General features: G+C 66.9%; 23 protein-coding genes. 12 read left to right on the forward strand and 11 right to left on the reverse strand.

Going from position 1 to position 26,521, the window contains the following annotated elements; genetic code table 11:
• Positions 1–152 precede the first annotated feature (152 nt).
• The 3 genes from IEW15_RS02695 to IEW15_RS02705 are packed head-to-tail and all read left to right on the forward strand — an operon-like array spanning position 153 to position 6,708.
• Positions 153–1,409, forward strand: a complete 1,257-nt coding sequence (locus IEW15_RS02695; protein WP_188574623.1) for an NHLP bacteriocin system secretion protein — start codon at positions 153–155, stop codon at positions 1,407–1,409.
• Entirely contained in the window at positions 1,406–3,673 is a 2,268-nt protein-coding gene (locus IEW15_RS02700; protein WP_229707763.1) for an NHLP family bacteriocin export ABC transporter peptidase/permease/ATPase subunit, read from the forward strand. The genes IEW15_RS02695 and IEW15_RS02700 overlap by 4 nt, the downstream gene beginning before the upstream one ends.
• Positions 3,670–6,708, forward strand: a complete 3,039-nt coding sequence (locus tag IEW15_RS02705) for an NHLP bacteriocin export ABC transporter permease/ATPase subunit (RefSeq protein WP_229707764.1) — start codon at positions 3,670–3,672, stop codon at positions 6,706–6,708. The genes IEW15_RS02700 and IEW15_RS02705 overlap by 4 nt, the downstream gene beginning before the upstream one ends.
• 79 nt (positions 6,709–6,787) lie before the next feature.
• On the opposite strand, the gene IEW15_RS02710 is transcribed toward IEW15_RS02705, so the two are convergent.
• The 3 genes from IEW15_RS02710 to IEW15_RS02720 are packed head-to-tail and all read right to left on the reverse strand — an operon-like array spanning position 6,788 to position 8,095.
• Positions 6,788–7,402 carry a hypothetical protein gene (locus IEW15_RS02710; RefSeq protein WP_188574627.1) on the reverse strand — a complete coding sequence of 205 codons (615 nt, stop codon included), beginning with the start codon at positions 7,400–7,402 and terminating at the stop codon, positions 6,788–6,790.
• Positions 7,399–7,698 carry a hypothetical protein gene (locus IEW15_RS02715; protein WP_188574630.1) on the reverse strand — a complete coding sequence of 100 codons (300 nt, stop codon included), beginning with the start codon at positions 7,696–7,698 and terminating at the stop codon, positions 7,399–7,401. Before IEW15_RS02715 ends, IEW15_RS02710 begins: the two co-directional genes overlap by 4 nt.
• Positions 7,699–7,702: 4 nt before the next feature.
• Positions 7,703–8,095, reverse strand: coding sequence for an NHLP leader peptide family RiPP precursor (locus IEW15_RS02720; RefSeq protein WP_229707765.1), 393 nt, complete (start codon positions 8,093–8,095; stop codon positions 7,703–7,705).
• Between the two features lie 384 nt (positions 8,096–8,479).
• Between IEW15_RS02720 and IEW15_RS02725 the strand changes: the two genes are divergently transcribed.
• Positions 8,480–9,184: a response regulator transcription factor gene (locus IEW15_RS02725; RefSeq protein WP_268237130.1), complete on the forward strand. Its 705-nt coding sequence runs from the start codon at positions 8,480–8,482 to the stop codon at positions 9,182–9,184.
• A 72-nt stretch (positions 9,185–9,256) separates the two neighbouring features.
• Here IEW15_RS02725 and IEW15_RS02730 read toward each other — a convergent pair whose 3' ends face one another.
• The gene (locus tag IEW15_RS02730) at positions 9,257–11,020 is read right to left on the reverse strand and encodes a uracil-xanthine permease family protein (RefSeq protein ID WP_188574634.1); all 1,764 of its coding nucleotides are present in this window, start codon (positions 11,018–11,020) and stop codon (positions 9,257–9,259) included.
• Between the two features lie 336 nt (positions 11,021–11,356).
• Here IEW15_RS02730 and IEW15_RS02735 point away from each other — a divergent pair, with 336 nt between their 5' ends.
• Positions 11,357–11,608 carry a hypothetical protein gene (locus IEW15_RS02735; protein WP_188574636.1) on the forward strand — a complete coding sequence of 84 codons (252 nt, stop codon included), beginning with the start codon at positions 11,357–11,359 and terminating at the stop codon, positions 11,606–11,608.
• 177 nt (positions 11,609–11,785) lie between these two features.
• On the forward strand, positions 11,786–11,971 hold the full coding sequence (locus IEW15_RS02740) for a YqaE/Pmp3 family membrane protein (protein ID WP_188574638.1): 186 nt from the start codon (positions 11,786–11,788) through the stop codon (positions 11,969–11,971).
• 111 nt (positions 11,972–12,082) lie between these two features.
• Here the strand turns inward: IEW15_RS02740 and IEW15_RS02745 are convergent, their stop codons facing one another.
• From IEW15_RS02745 to IEW15_RS02770, 6 genes are all read right to left on the reverse strand, one after another.
• A complete protein-coding gene (locus tag IEW15_RS02745; RefSeq protein ID WP_188574640.1) occupies positions 12,083–12,802 on the reverse strand; it encodes a peptidase in 720 nt (239 codons plus the stop codon).
• Positions 12,803–12,873: 71 nt separating this feature from the next.
• The gene (locus tag IEW15_RS02750) at positions 12,874–13,710 is read right to left on the reverse strand and encodes a transglutaminase family protein (RefSeq protein ID WP_188574643.1); all 837 of its coding nucleotides are present in this window, start codon (positions 13,708–13,710) and stop codon (positions 12,874–12,876) included.
• A 30-nt stretch (positions 13,711–13,740) separates the two neighbouring features.
• The gene (locus tag IEW15_RS02755; RefSeq protein ID WP_188574645.1) at positions 13,741–14,688 is read right to left on the reverse strand and encodes an alpha-E domain-containing protein; all 948 of its coding nucleotides are present in this window, start codon (positions 14,686–14,688) and stop codon (positions 13,741–13,743) included.
• An 88-nt stretch (positions 14,689–14,776) separates the two neighbouring features.
• The gene (locus tag IEW15_RS02760; protein WP_372402832.1) at positions 14,777–16,252 is read right to left on the reverse strand and encodes a circularly permuted type 2 ATP-grasp protein; all 1,476 of its coding nucleotides are present in this window, start codon (positions 16,250–16,252) and stop codon (positions 14,777–14,779) included.
• Positions 16,253–16,469: 217 nt separating this feature from the next.
• On the reverse strand, positions 16,470–16,910 hold the full coding sequence (locus IEW15_RS02765; protein ID WP_188574648.1) for an ATP-binding protein: 441 nt from the start codon (positions 16,908–16,910) through the stop codon (positions 16,470–16,472).
• A gap of 57 nt (positions 16,911–16,967) precedes the next feature.
• Positions 16,968–17,303 carry an STAS domain-containing protein gene (locus IEW15_RS02770; protein ID WP_188574649.1) on the reverse strand — a complete coding sequence of 112 codons (336 nt, stop codon included), beginning with the start codon at positions 17,301–17,303 and terminating at the stop codon, positions 16,968–16,970.
• Between the two features lie 277 nt (positions 17,304–17,580).
• On the opposite strand from IEW15_RS02770, the gene IEW15_RS02775 reads away from it, so the two are divergent.
• From IEW15_RS02775 to IEW15_RS02785, 3 genes are all read left to right on the forward strand, one after another.
• Positions 17,581–19,239 carry a Na/Pi cotransporter family protein gene (locus tag IEW15_RS02775; RefSeq protein WP_188574651.1) on the forward strand — a complete coding sequence of 553 codons (1,659 nt, stop codon included), beginning with the start codon at positions 17,581–17,583 and terminating at the stop codon, positions 19,237–19,239.
• 152 nt (positions 19,240–19,391) lie between these two features.
• Positions 19,392–20,162, forward strand: coding sequence for a TerC family protein (locus IEW15_RS02780; protein ID WP_188574653.1), 771 nt, complete (start codon positions 19,392–19,394; stop codon positions 20,160–20,162).
• Positions 20,159–21,472 (forward strand): hemolysin family protein, encoded by a 1,314-nt coding sequence (locus IEW15_RS02785; RefSeq protein ID WP_188574655.1) that lies wholly within the window; start codon positions 20,159–20,161, stop codon positions 21,470–21,472. Before IEW15_RS02780 ends, IEW15_RS02785 begins: the two co-directional genes overlap by 4 nt.
• Positions 21,473–21,589: 117 nt before the next feature.
• On the opposite strand, the gene IEW15_RS02790 is transcribed toward IEW15_RS02785, so the two are convergent.
• Positions 21,590–21,946 (reverse strand): hypothetical protein, encoded by a 357-nt coding sequence (locus IEW15_RS02790; protein WP_188574657.1) that lies wholly within the window; start codon positions 21,944–21,946, stop codon positions 21,590–21,592.
• Between the two features lie 483 nt (positions 21,947–22,429).
• Between IEW15_RS02790 and IEW15_RS02795 the strand changes: the two genes are divergently transcribed.
• The 3 genes from IEW15_RS02795 to IEW15_RS02805 all read left to right on the forward strand — a co-directional run bounded on the left by IEW15_RS02795 (position 22,430) and on the right by IEW15_RS02805 (position 26,437).
• Entirely contained in the window at positions 22,430–23,410 is a 981-nt protein-coding gene (locus IEW15_RS02795; RefSeq protein WP_322111477.1) for a Fe(3+) ABC transporter substrate-binding protein, read from the forward strand.
• 193 nt (positions 23,411–23,603) lie between these two features.
• Complete coding sequence (locus IEW15_RS02800; RefSeq protein WP_188574661.1) at positions 23,604–25,331, forward strand: ABC transporter permease; 1,728 nt, start codon at positions 23,604–23,606, stop codon at positions 25,329–25,331.
• Entirely contained in the window at positions 25,328–26,437 is a 1,110-nt protein-coding gene (locus tag IEW15_RS02805; RefSeq protein WP_229707767.1) for an ABC transporter ATP-binding protein, read from the forward strand. Before IEW15_RS02800 ends, IEW15_RS02805 begins: the two co-directional genes overlap by 4 nt.
• The last annotated feature ends 84 nt before the right edge of the window (positions 26,438–26,521 follow it).

The raw sequence follows: 26,521 nt of genomic DNA on the forward strand, positions 1-26,521 counted from the left end.
AGCCATGATGACGGCCGCCATGGACAGGGGCGGGCGGTTGCCGCTAGCTTCTTTCCGAGTGCCGATACCGCGTGGCGGGTATCGTCACTGCATCCGCCCCGCCGGCCATCCGCTCCGGGGCTCCCGACGATCAGAGGCTGTGTCCGTATCAGATGAGTGCCAGCGGTATCTTCCGAAAGGCGGCGCTTGAGCGACTGTCGTCCCCGGAACAGCTTGATCAGGCCTTGACGGTCGCCACGCCGCGCGGCTGGGCCGCGACGGCGTTCGTGGCTCTGGCACTGTGCGGCGTGGTCGTCTGGTCGGTGGTGGGCCAGATCCCCAACCGCACCGCCGGCCAGGGCCTGCTGATCGCGGAAGGTGGCCGGCTGCTGGATGCGGTGGCGCAGGGCGACGGTGTGTTGTCCGAGGTGCTGGTCGATATCGGCGGGGCGGTGACCGCGGGCCAGCCCGTGGCCCGGATCGCCAATCCCGATCTGGCGTTGCAGCTTCAGAACCAGCAGGCGGTGGTGGCCGAGCGTGAAGCGGCGCTCATCGGCCTGACGGCCGATCTGGCGCGCGAGGCAGAGCTGCGGCAGGCGGCGATGGCCGCCCGAACCGAGGCGCTGCGCACCCGGCTCGCGGCGGCACGGGTTCGTCTGACCTATCAGGAACAGCGGCTAGCTGATCTTGAGGCCCTGCCGCCGCAGAGCGTGGCGTCGCGTGACGCGCTGGCGCGTGCGCGCGACGACGTGGCCGCAGCCCGCCAGGATCTGGCCGAGATCGAGACCGGCGCTGCCGATCTGCGGGCGCGGGAACTGGATGCGCAGCTGGATGGCGAACGCCGCCGCAACGAGTTGCAAGGCCAGATCGCCGAGGCCCGGCGCCGTGTCGGCGAACTTCAGGCACGGGCGAGCCGGGGTGGCGTGGTGCTGGCGCCGGAAACCGGGCGGGTGACCGAATTGAAGCAGCTTGCCGGTGCGCGGGTCACCGCCGGCCAGTCGATTCTGGCCCTTCAGACCGGCGGCGACAGCCTTGAAGTAGTGCTGTTCGTGGCCCCGCGGGACGGTAAATCGGTGAAACCGGGCATGCCGGCCCAGATCAACCCGTCTTCGGCCCCGCGTGAGGCTTTCGGATCGCTGAAGGGCGAGGTGGTGTCGATTTCCGATTTTCCGGTATCGATGGAGGGCATCCGTGCCGTGGTCGACAACCCGTCGCTGGCACAGAGCTTCGTCACCGCCGGACCGCCCTTCCTGGCCCGGATCCGGCTGGACCGCGATCCGGATGCGCTGTCCGGCTATCGTTGGACCTCGTCGAAGGGCGCTGATCTGGTTCTGTCCGGCGGCACGCTTGCCACCGTCGAGGTCGAAACTTCGACCAGCCGGCCGATCGACATGGTCGTGCCGCTGCTCAAGGAATGGACCGGGCTTTGACCACCACCGCCGGACCCGGCCCCGCCGCCCAGCCCGTCACCGACCCCCTGATCCGGCCCAATGCTCCCAAGGGCGGACGCCGGTTCCGTGTGCCCACCGTCCTGCAGATGGAAGCCACGGAATGCGGGGCGGCGGCACTGGCGATGGTGATGGCCCATCATGGATTGTGGCTGCCGCTGGAAGTGCTGCGCGGCGAATGCGGCGTGTCGCGCGATGGATCGAAGGCTGCCAACCTGCTGAGGGCCGCCCGGCGATATGGCTTTGAAGCCAAGGGCTTCCGGCGTGAACCCGAGACGGTGACCACGCTGCCGTTCCCGATGATCATCTTCTGGAACTTCAATCATTTCGTGGTGCTGGAGGGCATCGATCCCAAGGCCGACCGGGTGTGGATCAACGATCCGGCCATGGGGCCGCGGCGGATGACGATCGAGGAGTTCGATCTGGGCTTCACCGGCGTCTGTCTGGTGTTCAAGCCGACCCCCGCCTTCAAGCGCGCCGGCCGGCCGCCGGGGCTGTGGGCGGCGTTTTCCGAACGGTTGCGGGGCAGCGGCCCGGCGCTGACGCTGGTGCTGCTGATCACCCTGATGCTGGTATTGCCCGGTCTGGCGCTGCCGGTGTTCTCGAAGCTGTTCGTCGACGGGGTGCTGATCGGCCATGAACAGGACTGGCTGAAACCGCTGCTGATCGGCATGGGGATCACGGCACTGGTCCGCGCCGCGCTGACCTGGGCGCAGATGCGCTATCTGGCGCGGCTGGAGTTGAAGCTTGCAATCGCGGGCTCCGCCAAGCTGTTATGGCATGTTCTTCGCCTGCCGGCGGCGTTCTTCTCGCAACGTTATCATGGCGATGTCGCCATGCGGGTGGACGCAGGCGATCGGATCGCGCAGATCCTGTCGGGGCAGTTGGCGGTCAATGCGGTGGGTCTGATCACCATGGGCTTCTATGGCCTGGTGATGCTCAGCTACTCGCCCCTGCTGGGTGCCGTCGGCATCGGTCTGGCGGCGACCAATGCTGTGGTGCTGAAACTGGCCCAGCGCGCGCGGGAGGATGGCGGCCGCCGGTTGGCGCGAGAGCAGGGGGCGCTTGCGGCCACCTCGATGAGCGGCATTCAGATGGTCGAGACCCTGAAGGCCAGCGGCGGTGAAAGCGACTTCTTCGCCCGCTGGGCCGGCGTGCATGCCCGCTATCTGAACGCCCTTCAGCAGGTCGGCCGGATCACCGCCTGGGTCAATGCGGTGCCCGCCTTCATGGCGGCATTGAGTGCCGCGGTCGTTCTAGGCATTGGCGGGTTGGAGGTGATGTCGGGCGCGATCACGGTGGGTGGTCTGGTTGCATTCCAGACCCTTATGGCCAGTTTCTCAGCACCGGTCGCAGGTCTGATGCAGTTCGGCGGCGAGCTGCATGGCGTCAAGGGCCAGGTGGCGCGGATCGACGACGTGCTGCGCTATGATGTCGATCCCTCGCTTGCCAGCACCGACAGCGTGCTCGCGATCGACCGTCCCGATGGCCGGCCGCTGCCGCGGCGGCTGCGCGGCGAGGTGCGGATCGAGAACCTGACCTTCGGCTATAACCGGTCGGAGGCGCCCTTGCTGAACGACATCTCGCTGACCATCCGTCCCGGCCAGCGTGTGGCCCTGGTCGGCGGATCGGGCAGCGGCAAATCGACAGTGGCCCGGATTGTCTGCGGTCTGTATCGCCCCTGGAGCGGCCGGGTGCTGTTCGATGGCGTGCCGGCCGAAGCTCTGCCCCATGCCTATTTTGCCGGCTCGATCGCCTCGGTGGATCAGGATATCTTCCTGTTCGAAGGCAGCGTGCGCGAGAACGTCACCATGTGGGACGATACCATCGACGAGGCGGCGGTGACCCGGGCGCTGCGCGACGCCGCCCTGCTCGATCTGATCGAGGCGCGTCCCGGCCGCTATGACAGCCCGGTCGCCGAGAACGGGGTGAATTTCAGCGGCGGCCAGCGTCAGCGGCTGGAGATCGCCCGCGCCCTGGTCAACGATCCGGCGGTGCTGATCCTGGATGAAGCCACCAGCGCGCTGGATACCCAGATCGAGAAGCAGATCGACGAGCATCTGCGTCATCGGGGCTGCACCTGCCTGATCGTCGCCCATCGTCTGTCGACCATTCGCGACTGTGACGAGATCATCGTGCTGGAGCGTGGCCGCATCGTTCAGCGCGGCCGGCACGAAGACATGATCCGCGACGACGGCCCCTATGCCCGGCTGATCCGGTCGGAACAGACGGCGGTGGACGCATGAGCCCGCCGGTCGCCATGACCGATGCCGACGACCTGCCGCCGATCGATCCGGCACTGGTCGAGGCCAAGGCCGAACTGCTGGCCAAGATCAGCGGCGTGCGGCGCCAGGTCGGCTATCACAACCCGTTCCTGCTCGACCGGCCCGATCTGATCTGGCTGGTGCTGGAAGGCGCGGTCGACCTGTATGCCGTGCCGGTGCGCGACGGCGAGGTGATCGGCGTCGGCCAGCATGTCTGCCGGGTGCCGGCGGGCGAACTGGTGTTCTCGCCGGGACGGGTGCCGGCCGGAGGCGCGCTGGTCGCGACCGATGAGGGCGCCGAGCTGACCCTGCGGGCGGTGGCGGTGATGGGCACCGAACTGTTCGAGGCGCGGCGTGCCGATCTTGAGGATGGCGATCTGGATCTGATCGTGGTCGACTGGCTGGACCGGTGGATCGCCCATATGGCCGAGGTGGCGCTGCCCGGCGCCGGTGCCCGGGCCGCCGACCTGCTGGAGGCCGAGCCCGGCCAGGATGTCCCGGAAGGCCGGATTCTGGGGCCCCAGCCCGAAGACGTGATCTGGGTGCAGAGCAATAGCGGCCGATTGCGGCTGATGGGCCTGCCGGCGCTGGAGTTCGGCCGCAACGATCCGCCGGTACCGATCGCCCGCCAGTTGTGGGTGGAGACGGTCGAGCAGGTGATCCTGTCGCCGGCCTACACACCCACCGCGGTCTTCCGGGGATCGGCCTGGGAAGGCCTCGCGCAGTTTCACCGGATGGTGCTGATCGCCCTGGCCCTGCGGCTGTCGCGGGTGGCCGATAGCGGCAGCGGCCGGCTGGAAGCCCGACGCGACGCCAGCCGGCGGCGTTTCGAGGGCGCGCTCGGCCGCATCGGCCGCCTGCTCGATCCGCCGGGGGCACCGGCATTCGGCGCGGCCGAAGACGGGGCGACGCCGCTGGTGATGGCGGTTGATCTGGTGGCACGCGCGACCGGCATCGATCCCACCACCCGGGGCGCACGGCCGCGCGGCCAGAGGGTGATCGACGTGGCGCAGAGCCTGCGGCTGCGCTGCCGCCGCATCACCCTGTCGGGCGCATGGTGGCAGGCGCCTGGCGCCGCGTTCGTTGCCTTCGTCGGCGAACCGGGCACCGACGAACAGATCGGGCGGGGTCATGAGCAGGGCCGGCCGGTGGCTGTGCTGCCCGATGGCCGGCGGCGCTGGCGGCTGGTCGACCCGGCACAAGACCCGCCGGGCAGCACCGGCCGGCTGGTCACGGCCGCGATCGCCGACGGGCTGACGGGCGAGGGCTGGATGCTCTATCGGCCGTTCCCTGCCCGGCGGATGTCTGTATCCGAGGTCTGGCGCTTCGGCCTGAAGGGGCTGGAGGACGATGTGTCGACGGTGGTGACCACCGGCCTGTTGGCCGGGCTGATCGGGCTGTTGACCCCGATCGCCAGCGGGGCCTTGTTCTCGACCGTCATTCCGCGCGCCGATGTCGTCACCCATCTCTGGGTGGTGCTGGCATTGCTTGGCGGCGCGCTTGGCATCCTCACTTTCGCGCTGGTCCGCGGCATCGCCTTGTTGCGGATCCAGGCCAATATGGACAGTGCGGTGCAGTCGGCGGTCTGGGACCGGCTTCTGGCCCTGCCGGCGCCGTTTTTCCGGCGGTATAGCGGCGGCGATCTGGCCGACCGCGCCAACAGCGTGTCGGCGATCCGCGAATTGCTCACCGGTTCGGCCCTGCAGGTCGGGCTGGATGCGGTGTTTTCGGTGGCCAGTCTGGCGCTGCTGTTCTGGTACAGCTGGAAACTCGCCATCGTCGCATTGGGGGTGGTGCTGGTGCAGGTGCTGGTGACCGCGCTGCTGCTGCGCCGCCAGTTGCCCGATCAACGCGCGCTGATGAGCCTGGGCGGGCGGATCGAGGGGCTGGTCTTCCAGTTGCTCACCGGCCTGTCCAAGATCCGGATCTCGGCCAGCGAGCCACGCGCTTTCAGCCGCTGGGCCGGCGCCTTCGCCGAAAAGAAGCGACTGACCTATCGGGTGCGGCTGAACAGCGCGCTTCAGGCATCGCTGGCCGAATTCTTCCCCGTGGCGGCGATGCTGGTCATCTATATGGGTGTGGCGGTGCTGCTGGTGGGCGGGCCGGGCGCGGACGCCTTTGGCATCGGCGATTTCATGGCCTTCACGGCCGCCTTCGCACAGTTCTCGACCGCCCTGGCCTCGCTGATCACCACGGCGGGCGTGCTGCTGGCCGTGGTGCCGCTGTATGAACGGGTGGCGCCTCTGCTTCAGGAAGAGCCGGAAGTGACCCCCGATCGGGCCGATCCCGGCGACATCACCGGCCGAATCGAGTTTTCCCGCCTGACCTTTCATTACGACCCGGACGCGCCGCCGGTGCTGTCGGACCTGTCGCTGACCATCGAGGCCGGCGGCTATGTCGCCTTTGTGGGGGAAAGCGGATCGGGCAAATCGACCCTGCTGCGCCTGCTGCTGGGGTTCGAACAGCCGCAGGCGGGCGGCGTCTATTTCGACGGCATGGACCTGGCGGGGCTGGACCTGACCGCCGTGCGCCGGCAGTTCGGTGTGGTGTTGCAGAACGGCCGGCTGATGGCCGGCAGCATCTTCGACAATATCGTGGGATCGTGGCCGCTGACCCATGACGACGCCTGGGCCGCGGCACGGCTCGCCGGCCTGGAAGACGATATCCGCGCACTGCCGATGGGCATGCACACCATGCTGTCCGAAGGCGGCAGCGCCTTGTCGGGCGGTCAGCGTCAGCGGCTGATGATCGCCCGCGCCCTGGTCCACCGCCCGCGGATCCTGATCCTGGACGAGGCGACCAGCGCGCTCGACAACCGCACCCAGGCGATCGTCAACGAGAGCATTTCGAAGCTGAACATGACCCGGATCGTCGTCGCTCACCGGCTGTCGACCATCCAGGATGCCCACCGCATCCATGTGATGAAGAACGGCCGGCTGATCGAACAGGGCGACTATCGCAGCCTGATGGACATGGATGGCGAGTTCGCTGCCCTTGCCCGCCGGCAGTTGCTCTGACGCCCGGCCGCATGGCCGTGTGGCGCCGATCCGGCGGTCAGGTGGGTGGCCTCAGGCGGGCGGCGTCAGTCAGGCGGCGTCAGTCAGGCGGCGTCAGGCCGGCATCCTCGGCGGCGGCGGCCTCGATCGCGCTCCGCAGGCTGCCGCGGCTGGCGAAATCCCAGGTGCCGCCATAGACCACGTCATCGATCCGCCAGCCGTCGTCGGTGCGCAGCAGGGTCAGACGATCGGTCCAGCCGGTCTGTGTGGTGCCCTGGGCATAGCGATAATGCAGGACCACGCCGGCCGTGTGCCGACCCAGCGTTACGGCACCCGCCTGACAGTCGGTGGCGCCTTCGAACAGGCTTGAGAACAGATCGCCATCCACGAAAGGCGGTTTGTCACCAGGGGCATGCCTGATCGCCCGGTCACGCAGATGGCCGGCCGCGTCCAGCGCGCCGTCGAAGGCGAGCGTCAGCAGCGGTTCCAGCCGCATGCGCGGTTCAGGGCCGGGCAGGCCGCCGCCCCGGATATCGGGATAGACGTCGCAGAAAGTGGCGCCCATGGCGGCCACCGCCACGCCATCCTCGGCCGCAGCCGCGCGGGCGGCGCGTGCCTCGGCGTCGCGGGTGGATCCATATTCCTCCTGCGCCCTGGCACCACCGGCACCGGCGGCCGTCAGCGCCAGGGCCATCAGCATCTGCGCGCGGGTCATCTGACCGGATCGGCGCGCGGAAACAGCCCCGATGCGAAGGCGGCCTTGCCCACGGTCACGATATCCTCGCCGGCATTGCCCTCATCGATATCATCATAGGCCATCAGCGGCGACGGCAGCACCAGATGCATCAACTCGGCCCGGTCTTCCAGCACGGTCACCTCGCATCCCTCTGGAACGTCCAGCCCGGCATCGGCAAGGGCCGCCAGCGGGTCGTGACGCAGCCGCGCGCGCAGGTCGGCATCGGATGCGGCCTGGCGCAGCAGGTCGGCGAGACGCTGGGTGACATCAGCCATTGGTTCAACGTCCTCCCGATGGGCCAAGGGTCGATGGGCCAAGAGTCAGGCCGGAAGAGCCCAGGATCAGCAGGCCGTTATCGCTGACGGCGGGCTGTCCGCCGGTACCGCCCGCCACCTGTTCCAACGCGTCATCCGCCAGCGCGCCGTCGTCATGCGCTGCCTGCGCCGCGGGCGGGATGACGAGGTGAACCTGATCGGGGGTGTTTTCCACCACCACCAGAGTCAGATTCTCCGGCACCTCAACTCCGTGGGCTGCAAGGGCACGGCGCGGATCGGCCTGGCACAAGGCACGGAAATCCGCATCCCGCCACGCATGGTCGATGATCTCGCCGATACGCTTGCGCAATTCGTCAGTCACCCGTTGGTTTGAAGCTGTACCCTTATCGCTCATCATCTCGTCGCCATGGGCCCTCAGCGTGCGGAATGGCCCACTCGCACAGCCATTCAACGACATCCGCCGGGTGTTTGGTAATTGCCGGCACGGCTGCGGTCAATGGTCGTTTATGAGGCATCCGATATATTTACGCAGGGGGGGCGGAATGCAAGCCGGACCGGCCTGTGACAAAGCGTCTCGTATGATTGCCGCGGGGTGGCGCTGCCGCTCCAGCCGACGAAGGCAATACCCTGAACAGAGCACCACCTTTTCAGGATGCAACCAGTTGGCAATCGGTATATAAGGCGATGTAACAAGCATTCCAAGGGTAGGGCCGGCGGAGTTAACCGCCGTCCGGAGTGGATCGGGGGCAGAGGCGTGGCTCTGCGGCAGAATGGGGTGGCAATGCCGCCTGAACCCAGAGACCGTGTTGCCGTCTTGTCGGAAGACATTGGCGAAGCCCGCAGGATATCGGACCATCTCAAAACCTCCGGTTTCATTACGACGGCCTTGATTGCCACTGGGGGTTCCGTCGACCTGCTTGTCGAACGGCCGGTCGATCTGGTGGTGCTCGACTGCGATGGCCGCACGGTCGACGGGCTTGCTCTCGGGCGGCGCATCTTGTCGCAGGGACAGCCGGCCCTGGTCTTGGTCAGCAAGCGTGACGACGAGGTCGAGCGGGTGATCGCGCTCGACATGGGTGCTGACGACTTCCTGGTGCGACCCTTCAGCTTGCGGGAACTTGCCGCACGGGTGCGGGCGGTCCAGCGCCGCCGCCGGATGATGCCGGAATCGATCGGTGCCGATGTCCGCCATGTCCGTGGCTGGACCATCGATCTGACCCGGCGGGAAATCAGCGATCCGTCGGGAGAGGTCGTGCGCCTGACCCGTGGTGAATTCGATCTGCTGGCGGCCATCGTTCAGGCGGGCGGCCGGGCGGTGACGCGGGAATATCTTCTGGAAGTGGTGTCGAAGCGTGCCGATGCCGTCAGCGACCGCACAGTGGTCACGCTGATCAGCCGCCTGCGCCGCAAGCTCGACCGTGGCACCGGCGAACTCGACCTGATCCGGACCGAGCCTGGCGTCGGGTATCGCATCACCGCCGACTGATCGGGGTTCCTTTATCATCCGGAATGCAGCGTATTGCGCCCCAGGCCGGGTTGCCGGCCCGGGGCGTTCTCGTCAATGGGCGAAGTGCAGGCTCAGAACCTGCCAGCCATTGTCTTCTGTGATGGTCAGCTTGTCGGCATAGCGCTGGATCAGCGCGCGGGCCAGCGCCGCGTGATCGCCGGCTTCGGCGGCGCTGAGCGGATCGATGCCGGACGCCGCCGTGAACGGTCGCCCCTGCCATGACAGAACCGCATCCAGGTTGAACTCGTCGAAGCTGAGCCGCAATCGTGCGGGCGCCTTGTCCGGGCCGGCGCCATGGGTCAGCTCGGGCATCAGTTCCAGTGTTTCCATCAATGCCGAGGTGGCACGGTGCACCACGTCGCGCCGGGCGCCCCAGCTGCCGCCCTGTTGTTCCATGAACGTCTGCAGGCGGTCGGCCATGTCGATGGCGGTGCCAGAACCGGGCGCACCGGCCGCGGTCGTGCTGGCCGGTGGCGTCGTGGTGATGTCCAGAACGGCGCTGCGGCGGACGCCGATGCGGAACAGCGCGTTCAGTGCCAGCACCGTCAGCACGCCCACCACCAGCGATGACGACAGCAGGGGCTGCACGACGGCGGGGACGTCGTCGAAGATGTGCGGATGGATATCATGGGCCAGCGCCATGACCAGCCCGATGCCCAGGGTGATGATCCGCCGGCTGTCGAGCATGCGCTGGGTGATGATCTGGATGCCGCTGAGGATGATGAAGGCCGAGGCGAAGATCAGTGCGCCGCCCATCACGGGTGCCGGCATGGCCGCAATCAGCTGCGGCACGCCGGGCACCAGCGCCAGAATGATCAGCGTGATGCCGGTGGCCGTGCCGACGCTGCGGGCGGTGACGCCGGTCGCGCGCGACACCCCGATCGATGCCGAATAGGTATTCAGCCCCACGGTGCCGATCAGGCCGGCAATGATCGTTCCGATACCGTCGGCGACGATACCCGACCGGATCGATGTGGTGTTCGGGCGCACCCAGTCGGTGGCATTGATCTTCTGGGCGGTGATGATGTCGCCGGTTGCCCGCAGCATGCAGGCGATCGCACCGATGGTGAACGGCACCACCATCAGCAGATCGAAGCGCGGCGCGGCGACCGGCCAGCTCAACTGCCAGAAGGGCGTGGCGGTGATGGCGGTGCTGCGGCCCAGAGCCTCGGGCGCCAGGATCGCGACCAGCGCATAGCCGGTCACGATGCCGATCAGCGCGCAGAACATCCGGAACGGGCCACGGGCCCAGATGTTCAGCCCGATCGTGATACACAGCGTCGCGACCCCGGCCAGGTGTTCGATCGCCAGCCCCCGGACCGCCGGGGCGTCATAGGGCAGGGCGCCGAACAGCTGCGCCACCCCCAGTTCGCCAAGAATGATGCCGATCATCACCACCACGAAGCCCGCGATTTCGCTGGGCAGGAAGGCGCGCAGGCGATGCACGGCGCGCGACAGCAACAGGGTCACACAGCCCGCGAAAATGGTCATGCCCAGCACCAGTCCCAACCCGCCCAGTTCTGCGGCGGCGAGGCTGGCCGGCAGATAGGCGGCGGTAAAGGTGCAGGGGATCAGATAGCCCGAGCCGATGCCCATCCGGCCGCGCAGGCTCTGCAGGATCGATCCGATACCCAGAGCGGCCAGAGACACGGCGACCACCGTCGCCAGAAGATCGGGGCGGTCCGACGCGGCGACGACCAGAATTGGGAAAACCAGACCCACGGCCTGAAGGCTGACATGCTGGAGCGCGCAGCCGATCCGGGTGCCCAGTGGCGGCTGATCGTCCACGCCGAAGAAAATGCCTTCAGGTTTCATCGGGGCGCCAAATCCTTTGTCAAAGCGTCGTTTCCGGTGAGCTGTTCATCCTAGGTCGTGTGTCCATGAAAAGCCAAATTATCTGTGTCAATGGTATGACTGGACATCGACCTATATCATCTGCGGCATCGGGCTTCATGCTCACAGGCGTCCTATCTTTGCTTCACGCCAAGCCGGACTGTTCGCCCTATGTTGTTGGCATGTCGATGGCGCGGACCAAACCGCGCCTCTGATCGTCGCACCCCCGGGCGCCATACGGCGTCGGCCGCTCTTGCATCCCTGAACGTCAACGGCAGGAAGCGCGGCGACGGTCCCCAGCTTGAGGAGCACCGATCCATGTCCGCCATGAAGCTCAAGACCAAGACCCTCGCCGCGGTCACAGTCTGCGTCGCAGCGCTTGCCCTGGCCGCGTGCGGCAACTCACCGGAACGCCGCGGGCTGACAGGTGCCGGCATCGGCGCCGGCGCCGGTGCGGCCGTGGGTGCGGCGACCGGTGGCGACGTTCTGGGCGGTGCGTTGCTCGGTGGTGTCGCCGGTGGTGCGACCGGTGCCCTGACCGACAAGGACGACATCGATATCGGCGACTGACCCGGTTGATGACGCCGCGGCCGCGGCGTCGTCGTAGAAACATCACGGGCGGTGAGGTCGACGCGGCCCGCCGCCTTTCCTACATATAGCCCTGTGGTTTCGTATGACACGAGGCCCCTGGCATCAGGCCGCGATCACCCGCCCGAGGTGAAACGGCCATCAGTACGGAGGTTATCCATGGAGGGACGTCAGGACAGTTTTCTCGGAGATCTGTTCAGAATCATTGTGGCGGTGATCCTGCCGCCACTGGGCGTGTTGCTGGAAGTTGGCCTGACCAAGCATTTCTGGATCAACATTCTGCTGACACTGCTTGGCTGGCTGCCCGGTATTATCCATGCCGTGTGGATCATCACCCGTCGCTGATCCCGGCCGTCGCTTGCGGGCGATGGCCATGACCGACACGCGGAAAGCCCCGGATCTGGCTATCAGGTCCGGGGCTTTCTGTTGACGAGGGGCCGGATCGGGGTACTTCGGTCACCATTCGGGATCGGGCAGATCCAGATAGGCCGCGCGCAGAGCTTCAGACCAGCGCTGGCGGATGGTCAGAAAATAGGGGTCGGTTTCGTCGATCCGTCGCTCCAGATCGTATTCGAAGGTATCGGCGCGGATCACCGTCAGGTCGATCGGCATGCCCACCGACAGATTACTGCGCAATGTGCTGTCCATCGAAATCATCGCCAGCTTGATCGCATCGTGAATACGCGTATCCGGCCCCATGACCCGGTCCAGGATCGGCTTGCCGTATTTGTGCTCGCCGATCTGAAGATAATGGGTATCGCTCATCGCCTCGATGAAATTGCCGGCCGAATAGATCTGGAACAGCCGCACGCTCTCGCCGCGCATCTGGCCGCCCAGCAGGAATGTGACGTTGAAGGCCGTGTCATGGGCCTCCAATGCCGGGCCGTCGGCGCGATGGACGGCGCGGATCGACTCGCCCACGATTTCGGCGGCAGTCACCATGTCGGTGGCATCGTCCAGGTGCCGGCCATCTTCCAGGCCGCGCCGCAGCCGGTTCACCACCGCCTGGGTCAGCGCCAGATTGCCGGCCGCGGTCAGGCAGAGCACCGATTTGCCCGGCCGGCCCCACAGGGTGGTTTTGCGATAGGTCGAAATATTATCGACGCCGGCGTTCGTACGGGTGTCAGCCAGCATGACCAACCCGGCACGCATCTTCAATCCGACGCAGTATGTCATGGGTTTGGGAATCCGTCTTACAGGGGCGCTGTCGAAAGGCTGGCTCATGGGGGGCCGCGGCCGCGGCGGCTTCACTGCTGTGCCTGTTCTGTGACGTGGACGCGGACGGCCAGCTGTTCCTGGTCGCCGCTGACACGGATGCCGCGCACGGGTGCTGCATCCAGGTAATCGAGGCCGTGGGCCAGCCGGATGTATGAACCGGTCGGGCTGATGCCGTTGCTGGGGTCGAACCCCACCCAGCCCAGCCCGGTCAGCCAGGCTTCCGCCCAGGCATGGCTGGCTTCTCCGCCGGGACCGGCGGCATTGTCATCTTCGTAAGGCGACAGATAACCGCTGACATAACGGGCCGGCAGGCCGAGGGCACGGACCACGGCGATGAACACGTGTGCATGATCCTGGCAGACGCCGCGGCCATGATCGAGCGCCTGTGCCGCGGTGGTCCGTGCATCGGTGGCACCCTTGACATAGGCCACCCGGCGGGCGGTTTCCTTCATCACCGCATGCATCGCGGCAACCGGGCCGTCGGCATCCAGGATCGGGGCGATGTCATCGGCGAAGGCCTGGACGGCGCCGCTGCACGTGGTGAGCGGTGTCTCGCGCAGGAACACGGCCGGCAACAGCCGATCGGGCAGGTCGGAGCCGACGATGCCGGCCGTGTCGCGCGTGTTGACCACACCGCGAACCGTGACCGCCAGACGGTTATGCTCGCGATCCAGGCTCAGCTGATGGACCCGGTTGCCGAAGCCGTCGACCATCACCACCATGTGCGCCGCCGGCTCCACATCGATCCGCCACGACACCACGCGCTGGGCATCGATGTCGGGCGGGGTCAGCCGCAGGGCCTGGATGGCATAGCGGGCGGGCCGGCCATAGGTATAGATGGTCTGGTGCTCGACGGTCAGGCGCATGGGGTTACCTCAGAGCATCGTGAAACCCGTTCACGACAGATAGCAGCGCTGAATCTCGTCGCCCAATCGTGCATTGCGCATGATGAAGTCTGTCAGGAACTCGTGCAAGCCCGCCTGGAAGATGTCTTCGGTGCGGCCATAGGTCAGCTGCGCGTGCAACTGGCCGGCCAGGCGATGACATTCCGCCCGACGTCCATACAGTTTCGCCAACTGGTCCAGCTGATGATCCACCTCGCGCACGCAGGCGATCAGCGACCGCGGCATTTCGGGGCGCAGGATCAGGAACTCCGCCACCAGCCAGGGCCGGACATTGGTGCGATACAGCCAGTGGAACGACCGGTTGGCCGATACCGCCCGTAGAATCGACATCCACTGATATTCGTCGACCGCGCCGCCGACGGCTTCCTCTGGCGGCAGCAGGATGTTGTATTTCACATCCAGGATGCGGGCGGTATTGTCACCCCGCTCGACATAAGTGCCCAGCCGCATGAATGAGAAGGCGTCGTCGCGGATCATCGTGCCATAGGCGCTGCCGCGGAACAGGGTCACCCGTTCCTTGATCCAATCCAGGAAGTCGCGCAGCGACGTGCCTGAAATATCGGCTGGATTGATCTTGTTCAGCTCCATCCAGGTGCTGTTTATGCTCTCCCACATCTCGGTGGTCAGCGCCGTGCGCACCGACCGGGCATTGCGGCGTGCGGTCTCGATGCAACTGCGGATGCTCGACGGGTTCTCACGGTCGAAGGCGATATAGTCGACCACGCGGGCCTGATCGACGCCGTCGGACCCATGCCTGGCCACGAAACTGGCGAAGACGCCGGCACTGATCAGGGCTGATGGCCACTCGTCATAGCCGCCATCACCCGATGACGGCAGCAGGGCCATGCGATGGGCGGCTTCCAGGATACGGGCCAGATTTTCGGCCCGCTCCATATTTCGGGAAAGCCAGTAGATGTTGTCGGCGGTACGGCTCAGCATCAAAGGTCGTCCCGGAAAGAACTTCGGTCGGCCCGGCACGCGGGCCCGGCATGCGGCAGGTGGCGCGGATGGCCGCGCATCCGCCCGGTCAGTGGTTCAGCACCCAGGTGTCCTTGGTGCCGCCACCCTGGCTGGAATTGACCACCAGCGAACCTTCCCGCAGGGCCACCCGCGTCAGGCCGCCGGGCACCATCGACACGCCATTGCTGCCGACCAGCAGGAAGGGGCGCAGATCCACATGGCGCGGTGCCACGCCTTCATCCACCAGGGTCGGGCAGGTGGACAGAGCCAGGGTCGGCTGGGCGATGAAGTCGCCTGGATTGGCCTTGATCCGCTCGGCATAGGCGGCCTGTTCGGCGCGGGTCGATTTCGGCCCGACCAGCATGCCATAGCCGCCCGAACCGCGAACCTCCTTCACCACCAGCTCACCCAGATGCTCCAGAACGTATTGGCAATCGTCGCGCCGGCCGCACCAGCGGGTCGGCACGTTGTTCAGCAGCGGCTCCTCGCCCAGATAGAACCGGATCATGGCGGGAACGAAGGTATAGATCATCTTGTCGTCGGCGATGCCGGCACCGACCGCGTTGGCCAGCGTCACATTGCCGGCGCGATAGGCGTCGATCAGCCCGGGCACGCCCAGCGTGCTGTCGGGCCGGAAGACCAGCGGGTCGAGGAAGTCGTCGTCAAGCCGGCGATAGATGATGTCGACCCGTTTTGGCCCCTCGGTGGTCCGCATGAACACCTTGTTCTCAGCCACGAACAGATCCTGGCCTTCCACCAGTTCCACGCCCATCTGATCGGCCAGGAAGGTGTGTTCGTAATAGGCGCTGTTATAGATGCCGGGTGTCAGCAGCACCACGGTCGGCTGCGCGCCCGCCATGTTGGGCGGCGCCACCGAGCACAGCGTGTCGCGCAGGCTCGACGGGTAATGGTCGACCGGCCGCACCTGATGCGCCGACAGCAGGTCGGGGAACAGCCGCATCATCACGTCGCGGTTTTCCAGCATGTACGACACGCCCGAGGGCGTGCGGACATTGTCTTCCAGCACGAAGAAATCATTCTCGTCGGTGCGGACCAGATCGATGCCGGCGATGTGGGTATAGACATTGCCTGGCACATGCAGGCCCTGCATCTGCGGCAGATAACCCACATTGCGCAGCACCAGATCCGACGGAATTACACCCGCCTTCAGAATGTCCTGAGCGTGATAGATGTCGGTGAGAAAGGCGTTCAGCGCCCGCACCCGCTGGGCCAGCCCCCGGGACAGCGTCGACCATTCGTCGGCGGTCACGATCCGGGGCACGAGATCGAAGGGCAGGATGCGTTCCGGATCGCCGCCCTCGCCATAGACCGCGAAGGTGATCCCGATACGCCTGAACAGAACCTCGGCCTCGCGGCGCTTCAGGTGCAGGCGGTCATGGGGCGTTTGTGCCAGCCATTCCCTGATCCCTGCATAGGCGGCGCGCAATGCGTCGGGGTCCGTGCCGGCCCAGCCGCTCATTTCGTCGAAGATCCGGGTGTCAGTCGCATCGCTCAAGAGCGCATCCTCCGCCGTGTTGATCATCGACCGGCAGACCAGCAAATGTCATGCCATCGATCTCTCGGCCAGCATTTCCGCCGATGCCGGCCGCCCCCTGACTGAATCCTGCCCATCTTTTCGGCAGAGAACAACTGTGCTGCGCAGGCATGCGGCGTTCCGGGCGCTGTTTCGAGCGACAGGCCGGAATGGGCCGTGGTCGAGCCGGCGGCGGTTCCGTCCGCGTCGTGAAACCGGTGGCCGATCAGCCGGCCGCGGTGATGCGCTTGCGCAGGGTCACGACATTACGGCCGGCCTCGCGGGCATAACTCACGTCATCCATCATGGTGCGGACCAGATGCACGCCCAGGCCGCCGATCGGCCGATCGTCGATATCGCCCTCCAGAACCGGCGGCGGTGCCTCGGCGAACGGATCGAAAGCGGGGCCGTTGTCGCTGATCACCACGCTGACCTCGGCCCTGCCGGGGGCACCGGCCGACAGCGACACGGAAATCGGCAGGCCTGGCGCTCCGTCGGGAAAGCCATAGCTGATGACATTGGTGATCAGCTCGTCAGCGGCCAGGGTCAGTTGATAGGCCACCGCCGGCGGCACCTCATTGGCCGCACAGAACTCTTCGATCCTGTCGGCGAGACGGGTCAGTTCGCTCAGGTCGGCCGCCAGGGCCATCTGGGTTGCAGCGGTCATCGGGCCGTTCCCTGGGTCCAGTGGCGGTCGCGCCTGATGCGATGGGCCGGCGACTGATCAGCCGAAGGTCGCCACCGCCTCGTCGCGGGTCGCGAAGATCGCGAAAATGGCACTGAAGCCGCTGATGTCAAAGACTTCGCGGATTTCCGGCCGCATGCCCGACAGCACCACCTTGCCGCCGCTTGCCTTGGAGCGCTTGGCGGCGATCAGCAGCACGCGCAGGCCGGCACTGCTGATATAGTCGAGCCCGGCGAGATCGACCGCGAGACGGCCCGACGCGGCGTCGAGCGCATCGAGCACCTCGGCCTCGAAGGCCGGGCAGCTGGTCCCGTCCAGGCGGCCTTTGGGCCCTAGAATGACAACCGTTCCCGTGGACTGACGCTCGATCTGCATCTTGGCTCCCGTCACATATCCGTCGAGGGGCGGGGGCGCCATGGATCGCTGAAACCGCATCGCGGCTGCCAGTCGTCACCGGATTGCGCTCCCCAGCCCGAAACCCGTTCCGGATTCCATATCAGGTGAACGGAGTTTGCCCAAGGGTTTTGTCAGCCGGTTGTAAGCGGGGGCGTCATTCGCAGATGCAGCATTGTCAGAGGGGGCCGGATTGGGCAAGGTCGGCGCCGACAACCGATGCCCCCTGGCCGGTGATCACAACTGAAGAAGCCGCCGGATGCTGACGGAACTGACCATGATGGCCGCTGGGCTGGGGCTTTTTTTCCTGGGTGGGCGCTTTCTGAACGATGCGCTGACCCGGCTGACGGGACGGCGGGCGCGTGCCTTTGTGGTCCGTCACACCCATCATGCCGGCCGCGCCTTCGGCATCGGTGTCGGCATTGCGGCGGTCACCCAGTCGACACAGGTCACCACGTTTCTGATGGTCGGCCTGATCAAGGCCGGTCTTATCCGCCTGCGGCGAGCGATGATCGTGTTGTCTGGCACCAATGTCGGCGTCTGCGGTCTGCTATTCGTCGCCTCGTTCGACATGCAACCCCTGGTTCTGGCGATCCTTGGCATCTCGGGCATCGCCTATGCGCGGGCGACCAGCCCGGCGCTGCGCAACCCGATGGCGGCGGTGGTGGGCGGCGCATTGCTCATCTATGGCCTGGGGCTGTTGCGCCACGCGGTCGCGCCGATGGCGGAGGTGGCGATCGTCACCGATCTGCTGGTGATCGCCGGCCGCCATGATGTCCTGATCTTCGGCCTATCGGTGGGGCTGGTCGTGCTGCTTCAATCGGCCACGGCGGTGGGGATGCTGGGCGTCACACTCGCCGGCGCCGGGTTGTTCGGCATCGAACAGGCGATGCTGGTGGCCTTCGGTGCCAATCTCGGCAACGGCCTGAACATGTTTCTGCTCAGCCGCCATCTGACCGGCCGGGCGCGCCAGATGGCGGCCTTCCAGGTATCGCTCGGACTGGTCGGCACCGCCGTGGTGATACCGCTGCTGATGATCGAGCGGGTGGCATCGCTCCCCCTGGGGCCTGCGGCGCTGATCACGACGATGACCCAGGATCCCGGCCGTGGCGTCGCATGGTCATATCTGCTGTTCAACCTGCTTGGCGCCGGCAGTTCGATGCTCTTCCTTGGTCGGATTTCGGACACGCTCGCCCGGCTGTGGCCGTCGACGGCGATCGAGTCGGACGCGCAGCCGGTGTTTCTGGACGATCTGGCGCTCGGTGATCCGGAAGGTGCGCTGGACCTGGCGATCCTTGAACAGCGCCGCCTGATCGGGCAGGTCGAGCATCTCACCGCGGTGCTCACCCGGGACGGGGCTCTGGCGCAGCGCCGCCGGGTCATCGCACTTCGTCAGGACGGCTTGCGGCAGCTCATGGTCCGCATCGACATGTATCTCACCGAGATTGCCGGCGGCCGGCTGTCGCCGGGCGGATATGAGCGGCTGAACGTCGCCGTCGCCGGCCAGCGCCGTCTGGATGCGGTGGTGGGCACGCTCGGCGATCTGGTCGATCTTCTGGTCGACCAGATGGATCGCCCCGACGCCATTGGCCGGGTATCCATGGCCATCATGCATGGTGTCGACGCGGTCATGATGACCCTTGGTGCCGCGGCGCGCAGCGGGGACGCCGACGAGCGCGCCATGCTCGCCGCCGTGGCCGGCGACCGGGGCGAAATCATGACGCGGCTGCGACGGCAGTATCTGTCGGCCGAGGCGGAGATGCCGCCGGCCGATCGTGCCCGACTTCTGAATGCGACCAATCTGTGCGAGCGCCTGTTCTGGCTGCTGGCCAGTCTGGTCGAGGGTCTTGAGGCCACGCTGTCGGATGCGGCGGCCAATGGCATGGTGGCGCCGCTTTCCGCCGCCGGCGAGGGATGACCATACCCACTGTGACTTTCGGGTCATGACACCGAAATTCGACAGCCGTGCCGCGAATGGCTGCACATACCGGGCGCGCGCCCGGGTTATCCTGTGTTTCCCTTGTTCACGTCGTCGCACGCATACCCATTGCTCAGGAAGGCCCGCCATTCATGCTGGATCTGCTCACCGATCCCCAGGTGATCGTCAGCTTTCTGACCCTGGCCCTGCTCGAAATCGTGCTCGGCATCGACAACCTGCTGTTCGTGCAGATCATTGCCGGGCGGGTGGCCCCGGAACGCCGTGACGCTGCCCGCCGTGTCGGCCTGGCGCTGGCGCTGGTCACCCGGCTGTTGCTGCTGGCCGCCATTTCGTGGGTGGCGGGGTTGACGGCGCCGCTGGTCGAGATCTTCGATTTCGTGCTGTCGTGGCGCGATGTCATCCTGATCGGCGGCGGCCTGTTCCTGCTCGCCAAAGCCACGACCGAGATCCACCACACGGTCGATGGCGCGGAAGATCATGCCGCGACCACCAAGACGGTGTTTCTGGGCTTCGGGGCCGCTGTCGCCCAGATCGCGCTGCTCGATATCGTGTTCTCGCTCGACAGTGTGATCACTGCCATCGGCATGTCGCAGCATCTGCCGGTGATGGTGGCGGCGGTGATCGCCGCCATGATCGTGATGATTGCCGCCGCAGCACCGGTGGGACGCTTCGTCGACCGCCACCAGTCGGTCAAGATGCTGTGCCTGTCGTTCCTGCTGCTGGTCGGCGTGGCGCTGATTGCCGACGGGCTGCATTTTCACATTCCAAAGGGCTATCTGTATTTTGCCATCGCCTTCTCGGCACTGGTCGAGGGGCTGAACATCATGGCCCGCAACCGCCGGAACCGGAAGGCGGCAGCAATCCGGCCGGCAACGCCGCGTGAGGCCGCGCACCGGCCGTGATCGTGGAAATCCTCATCGTTTGCGGACTGATCCTGCTCAATGCCGTTTTCGCCATGTCGGAGATGGCATTGGTCTCGGCACGCCGGCCGAGACTGATCGAGCGGGCCGCCGCCGGCGACCGCTCGGCCGCGGCGGCCCTGCGGCTGGCCGAGGATCCGACGCGTTTTCTGTCGACCGTCCAGATCGGCATCACCCTGGTGGGCGTGCTGGCCGGTGCCTATTCCGGGGCCACCCTGGCCGGACCGATCGCGGATCTGCTGGCGGCGGTGCCGGCGCTGGCCCCCCATGCGCGGCCGATCGCGGTGGCGCTGGTGGTGGCCGGGGTCACCTTCGCCTCGCTGGTCGTGGGCGAACTGGTGCCCAAGCGGCTGGCGCTGGCCAATGCCACCACCATCGCCATGCTGGTGGCCAGGCCGATGTCGGTGCTGGCGACCATCGCGACACCGGCAGTGTGGCTGTTGCGGATGTCGACCGATGCCATCCTGCGGCTGTTCAGGATCGACATCGCCAGTGCCGATGCCGTGACGGAGGATGAGATCCGCGCCATGGTGCGCGAGGGCGCCGACAGCGGCGCGATCGAGCGGGCGGAACAGAGCCTGATCAACAGTGTGCTGGCGCTGGACGACCGGCCGGTGCGCACGGTGATGACTCCGCGCCACGAGGTGATCTGGCTGGATGCGGATATTCCGTTCGCGGACCAGTTGCAGAAGATCACCGGCAGTGCCCGGTCGCGCTATCCGGTGGCACGCGGCAGTCTGGATGAGCCGATCGGCATCGCCGCCAGCCGCGAGATTCTGGACATCGTTCTGGCTGGCGGCACACCCGACCCGGCGGCACTGGCCCGGCCGGTTCTGGTGGTTCATGAAGCCGTGCCGCTGCTGAAGATGATCGCCCTGCTGCGCGACGAGCGCGAGCCGATGGCGCTGGTGGTCGATGAATATGGCGGGGTCGAAGGCGTCGTGACCGCCACCGATATCCTGTCGGCGATCGCGGGCGAGACGGCCCTCGGCTGGGATGACGACCGGCCATCGGCGGTGGCGCGGCCGAATGGCGGCTGGCTGGCCGACGGACGCATGGCGATCGGCGAGATCGAACGGCTGCTCGACCGCGACGATCTGCGCGGCGCCGGCGACTATGCGACCCTGGCCGGCTTTCTGTTGTGGCATATGGAGCGCGTCCCCGCTGCGGGCGATGTGCTCGACTGGCAGGATATCCGCTTCGAGGTGGTCGACATGGATGGCCGCCGCATCGACAAGATCATGATCACCAACCGGCCCACCGACGAGATTCTGCCGGGCGGGGGGATCTGAGGCACGGCTCGTCGGTCGTCGGTGCGGGCCGGCGGTCCGACATGGTGCATCTTGAACCGGGTCAGCGGGTCGGAGAGGGGGCGTGGGGTCGGACAGGCCGGGTGTGGCGACCGGCGGTCAGCGCAGGATGCCGCCGCGCAGATCGGGCGCCAGACGGCGGATACCGGCATCCGCTTCCGCCATGGCGCGGGCGTCCTCATTGCCGTCGCAGGCGCGGTTGGCGCGGTCGAGATGCTGGCGCGCGGCGATATAGTCGGCGACACGACGATCGCGTTGGGGTGGATCGGCCACAAGCTTGGCCAGCGTCTGCACCGCCGAGCGGCAGGACGATCGCTGCGTGGTGGTGAAGGTTTCAGCCGCCGGGGCCGTCAGCGGGGCAAGCGATGCCGTGGCGGTCATGGCCATGAACAGCACTGCCGCGGCTGCGCTGCGGGGCAGGGAGCGATGGCGGGCATGCGCGAGCGAACTGATCATCCCGGAAGGCGGCCTTGATGGGCGCAGGGCCGTTCGTACGGCGAGGCGCGTATCGGGCAAGGGCGAGCGGATGGCCCCGATCGCCGGAGGCGATCGGGGAGGCAGGGGGGCGGCGGTCTGGACCAACCCCTCTGAAACGACCATTCCGCGGCGCAGTATCACCACGCATGGGTCGGGTGTAAACCGGTCATCGCAGCTGATGCGCGTCCCGCTCTGTTCCCGTCAATGGTGCAAGTCACTCGCAATCTCGCTTGAAGCCTGATCGATACGGTGTTACCCAGATATTGAGAAGGAGTCGCACTCGCGGCGCCGTCCGGCTGTGCCCCCACTTCATGGGACGCGGCCCCCTCAGATGCCCCGCTATCGCGCCCGGTATCCCGACCAGCAATCGAGATCGTCATGACTGAAGCCTTCCGTCACCAGTCCCCCGCCGGTCGCGGGCGTCTGTTCAAGCAGCTCGGCGGTGCCGCTGCTGCCGCGGCCATGCTGGTTGCCTCGCAGGCGGCCGCCGCGGCCGAGGTCAATCTGTATTCGGCGCGTCAGGAGCAGCTGATCCGCCCGATTCTGGATCAGTTCACGGCCGAGACCGGCATCAAGGTCAATCTGCTGTCCGATGGCGGCGACAAGCTGCTGGCCCGGATCCAGGCCGAAGGTGCCAACAGCCCGGCGGATATTCTACTGACGGTGGATGTGGCGCGTCTGGAACAGGCCAAGGATGCCGGCGTCTTCGTGCCCGTGCAGTCGACGGTTCTGGAAGAGGCGATCCCGGCGCATCTGCGTGACAGCGACAATCAGTGGTTCGGCCTGTCGAAGCGTGCCCGGGTGCTCGTTTACGCCAAGGATCGGGTGAAGCCCGAGGAATTGTCGACCTATGAAGCGCTGGCGGATGATGTCTGGCAGGGGCGGATCGCGGTGCGGTCGTCGAGCAACACCTACAACCAGTCGCTGACCGCATCGATGATCGCGGCCAATGGTGTCGAGGCGACCGAGGCCTGGGCCAAGGGGCTGGTCGAGAATTTCGCCCGCAAGCCGCAGGGCGGCGACCGCGACCAGATTCAGGCGGTTGCGGCCGGCGAGGCGGATATCGCCATCGTCAACACCTACTATCTGGGCGGCATGCTGGCCGGCAATGATGCCGACCAGAAGGCGGCGGCCGACAAGGTCGCGGTGTTCTTTCCCAATCAGGACGGCCGCGGCACGCATGTCAATGTCAGCGGTGCGGGCGTGCTGAAGACCGCCCCCAATCATGATGACGCGGTCAAGCTGATCGAATTCCTGACCTCGGACGAGGCGCAGAAATTTTATGCCGAGGTCAACCAGGAATATCCGGTGCGGCCGGGCGTGCCCGCCTCTGACATCGTCAGCGCCTGGGGGCCGTTCAAGGAAGACACGGTCGCCATCACCCGCCTGGGTGAGCTGAACCGCGAAGCCGTCGAGGTGATGGACCGCGCGGGCTGGCGCTGATCCCGATCGCGCCGGAAACCGGAGCGACGTTGCGGGCGCGGGCGGCTTTCGGAAGCGGCCCGCGCCCAGCGCCGTTTGGGACCTGTCGGGGTGACGGCACCGAAAGCCTTGATCTCTGGCCGGGGCCGCGTGTACCCATCATCGGCCACATGACGACGATCACCAGCGAATGAAAAGGGCGGGCGCCGATCAGATGGCGACCATCGACGCAGACAGCGCCAGACCGACACCGCCGCAGATCCGCGCTGTTGTGCCGCCGCGTCGCCGTGGCCGCATGGGCGGGCATCGCGGCGGCGCGTGGCCGCTGGGGGCCGGGCTGCTGGCGCTTCTGGTCGCGGTGCCGGTGCTGATGGTGCTGGCGGCAGGGCTCAACCCGGATGTCGACGTCTGGTCGCATCTGGCGGCCACGGTTCTTCCGCGCTATCTGGCCAACACGCTGTGGCTGTCGGTGGGCGTGGGCGCCGGCACGCTGGTGATCGGCGTCGGCACGGCCTGGCTGGTCACCATGTGCAGCTTTCCCGGCCGGCGGCTGTTCGAATGGGCGCTGCTGCTGCCAATGGCGGTGCCGGCCTATGTCATCGCCTATACCTATGCCGGCCTGCTGGATTATGCCGGACCGGTGCAGGAAGTCCTGCGCTGGCTGATCGGCGCCACCAGCCGGCGCGACTACTGGTTTCCCCAGGTCCGCAGCCTGGGTGGCGCCATCGTGGTGATGACGCTGGTGCTGTATCCTTATGTCTATCTGCTGGCGCGCGCGGCCTTTCTTGAACAGTCGGTCTGCGTGATCGAGATCGGCCGCACACTCGGCAACGGACCCTGGGCCTGTTTCCGGCGGATCGCGCTGCCGCTGGCGCGACCGGCCATCGTCACCGGCGTCACGCTGGCATTGATGGAGGTGCTGGCCGATTTCGGCACCGTCGACTATTTCGCCATCGATACCTTCACGACCGGCATCTACCGGACCTGGTTCGGGTTGGGCGAACGGGCGGCGGCGGCACAGCTGGCGGCGGTGCTGCTGTCGGTGGTGCTGGCGCTGATCCTGATCGAGCGGGTCAGTCGTGGCCATGCGCGGTTCGACCAGACATCGCGCCGCTACCGGCCCCTGCCGGGCTATCCCTTGCGTGGCTGGCGGGGTGCTGGCGCGCTCGTCGCCTGCGGTCTGCCGATCGGGCTTGGCTTTCTGCTGCCGGCGTCCGCGCTGGGCTTGTGGGCGCTGACATCCAGCCTCAGCTCGGGCGACGGATTTCCGCGGCTGGTGTTGACCAGCCTGTCGCTCGCGGCCTCTGCCGCCATCCTGGCGGTGGCGGCGGCCCTGGTCGTGGCTTATGCCCGCCGGCTGGCGCCGGGGCGGCTGTCGGCGGTGTCGGCGCGGATCGCGGCGCTGGGCTACGCCGTGCCGGGTGCCGTGATCGCGGTCGGCATCGTGGTGCCGCTCGCCTTCATCGACGGGATGATCATCGATGGCGTGCAGGCCCTGGGCTTCGGCAATCCGGGCCTGGTGCTCACCGGGACCATCGCCGGTCTGCTCTATGCCTATATGGTGCGCTTTCTGGCGGTGTCGCTGAACACGGTCGAGGCCAGTCTCGGCAAGGTGACGGCCTCGATGGACGATGCGGCAAGGGTCTTCGGCCTGGGCCCGGGGGCCACGCTGGTGCGTGTGCATGCGCCGCTGGTGTCGGGCGGGCTGCTGACAGCCGGGCTGCTGGTGTTCGTCGACGTGCTGAAGGAACTGCCGGCGACATTGATCCTGCGGCCGTTCAACCTGACCACCCTGGCCATGCGTACTTATGAACTCGCTGGCGATGAACGGCTGGCCGATGCCGCGGCGCCGGCGCTCGCCATCGTTGCCGCCGGCATTCTGCCGGTGATCCTGCTGTCACGGGCCATTGCCCGATCCCGCCCCGGTGCCCAGACCCGATGACCTTCACAGCAATCTCCGTTCCGTCGCACCAGCCCCGTGATGCCATGCCTGAGGACGCGGCGGCCCGGCGTCTGGCCTTCGACGACGTCTCCCACAGCTTCGATGGCCGGATGGTGGTCGATCACGTCTCGATCGGCATCGCCGCCGGCGAGATCCTGTGCCTTCTGGGGCCGTCCGGTTGTGGCAAGACCACCTGCCTGCGATTGGCGGCGGGGCTTGAGAGCATCCAGAGCGGCCGGATTCTGATCGACGGCCAAGTTGTGGCGATGCCCGGCCGGGAGATGAAGCCCGAGGCGCGCGGCGTCGGCCTGGTGTTTCAGGATTATGCGCTGTTCCCGCATCTGTCGATCCGCGACAACATCGCCTTCGGTCTCAGGCGGCATGCCGTGACGACGCGGCGGCGCCGGGCCGATGAGCTTCTGGATCTGGTGGGGTTGAGCGGGCGCGGCGACGATTTCCCGCACATGATGTCGGGCGGCGAGCAGCAGCGCGTGGCGCTGGCCCGGGCGCTGGCGCCGGAACCGCAGGTGCTGTTGCTGGATGAACCGTTTTCCGGCCTCGACATCGCCCTGCGCGACCGGCTGTGCACCGACACGCTGGCGGTGCTGCGCGATGTCGGCGCCGCTGCGCTGATGGTGACCCATGACCCCGACGAGGCGCTGAGGATGGGCGACCGGATCGCGGTCATGCGCCAGGGGCGGATCATGCAGTCGGGGTCTGCGGCGGCACTTTATCAGGCGCCGGCAACCCCTTTTGTGGCAAGGCTTTTCGGGGAATTGAACACGATCGCGCTGACGGTCGCGGCCGATGGTTTTGTCGATACACCGCTGGGCCGGCTGAACGCTGCACCCTTCGCCCCCGGAACCGCCGTGTCGGTGCTGGTCCGGCCGGAGGCGCTGATCGAAGCGGCCGATGGCGGTATTGCCGCCGAGGTCACCGAGGTGCGGGCGCTGGGGCCGGTCACCGCATTGCGTGTGAGGGTGCCGGGCTGGCCGGCGACATTGGGCCTGCGCCTGCCGGGGCCGCCGCGCCATGGGCGGGGCGACCGGATCGCGTTGAGACTGGCGCCGGAGCAGGCTTTCGTATTCGCGGGCGACGCGGCCTGATGGGCGCATTGCACAGGTGCCAGGCTTCTGCCATCATGCGCCGCACGTTTGGGCAGTCCGTCGGACTGCGGAGGAGGGACACCC

Source organism: Tistrella bauzanensis (genome assembly GCF_014636235.1).
GTDB classification, from domain to species: domain Bacteria; phylum Pseudomonadota; class Alphaproteobacteria; order Tistrellales; family Tistrellaceae; genus Tistrella; species Tistrella bauzanensis.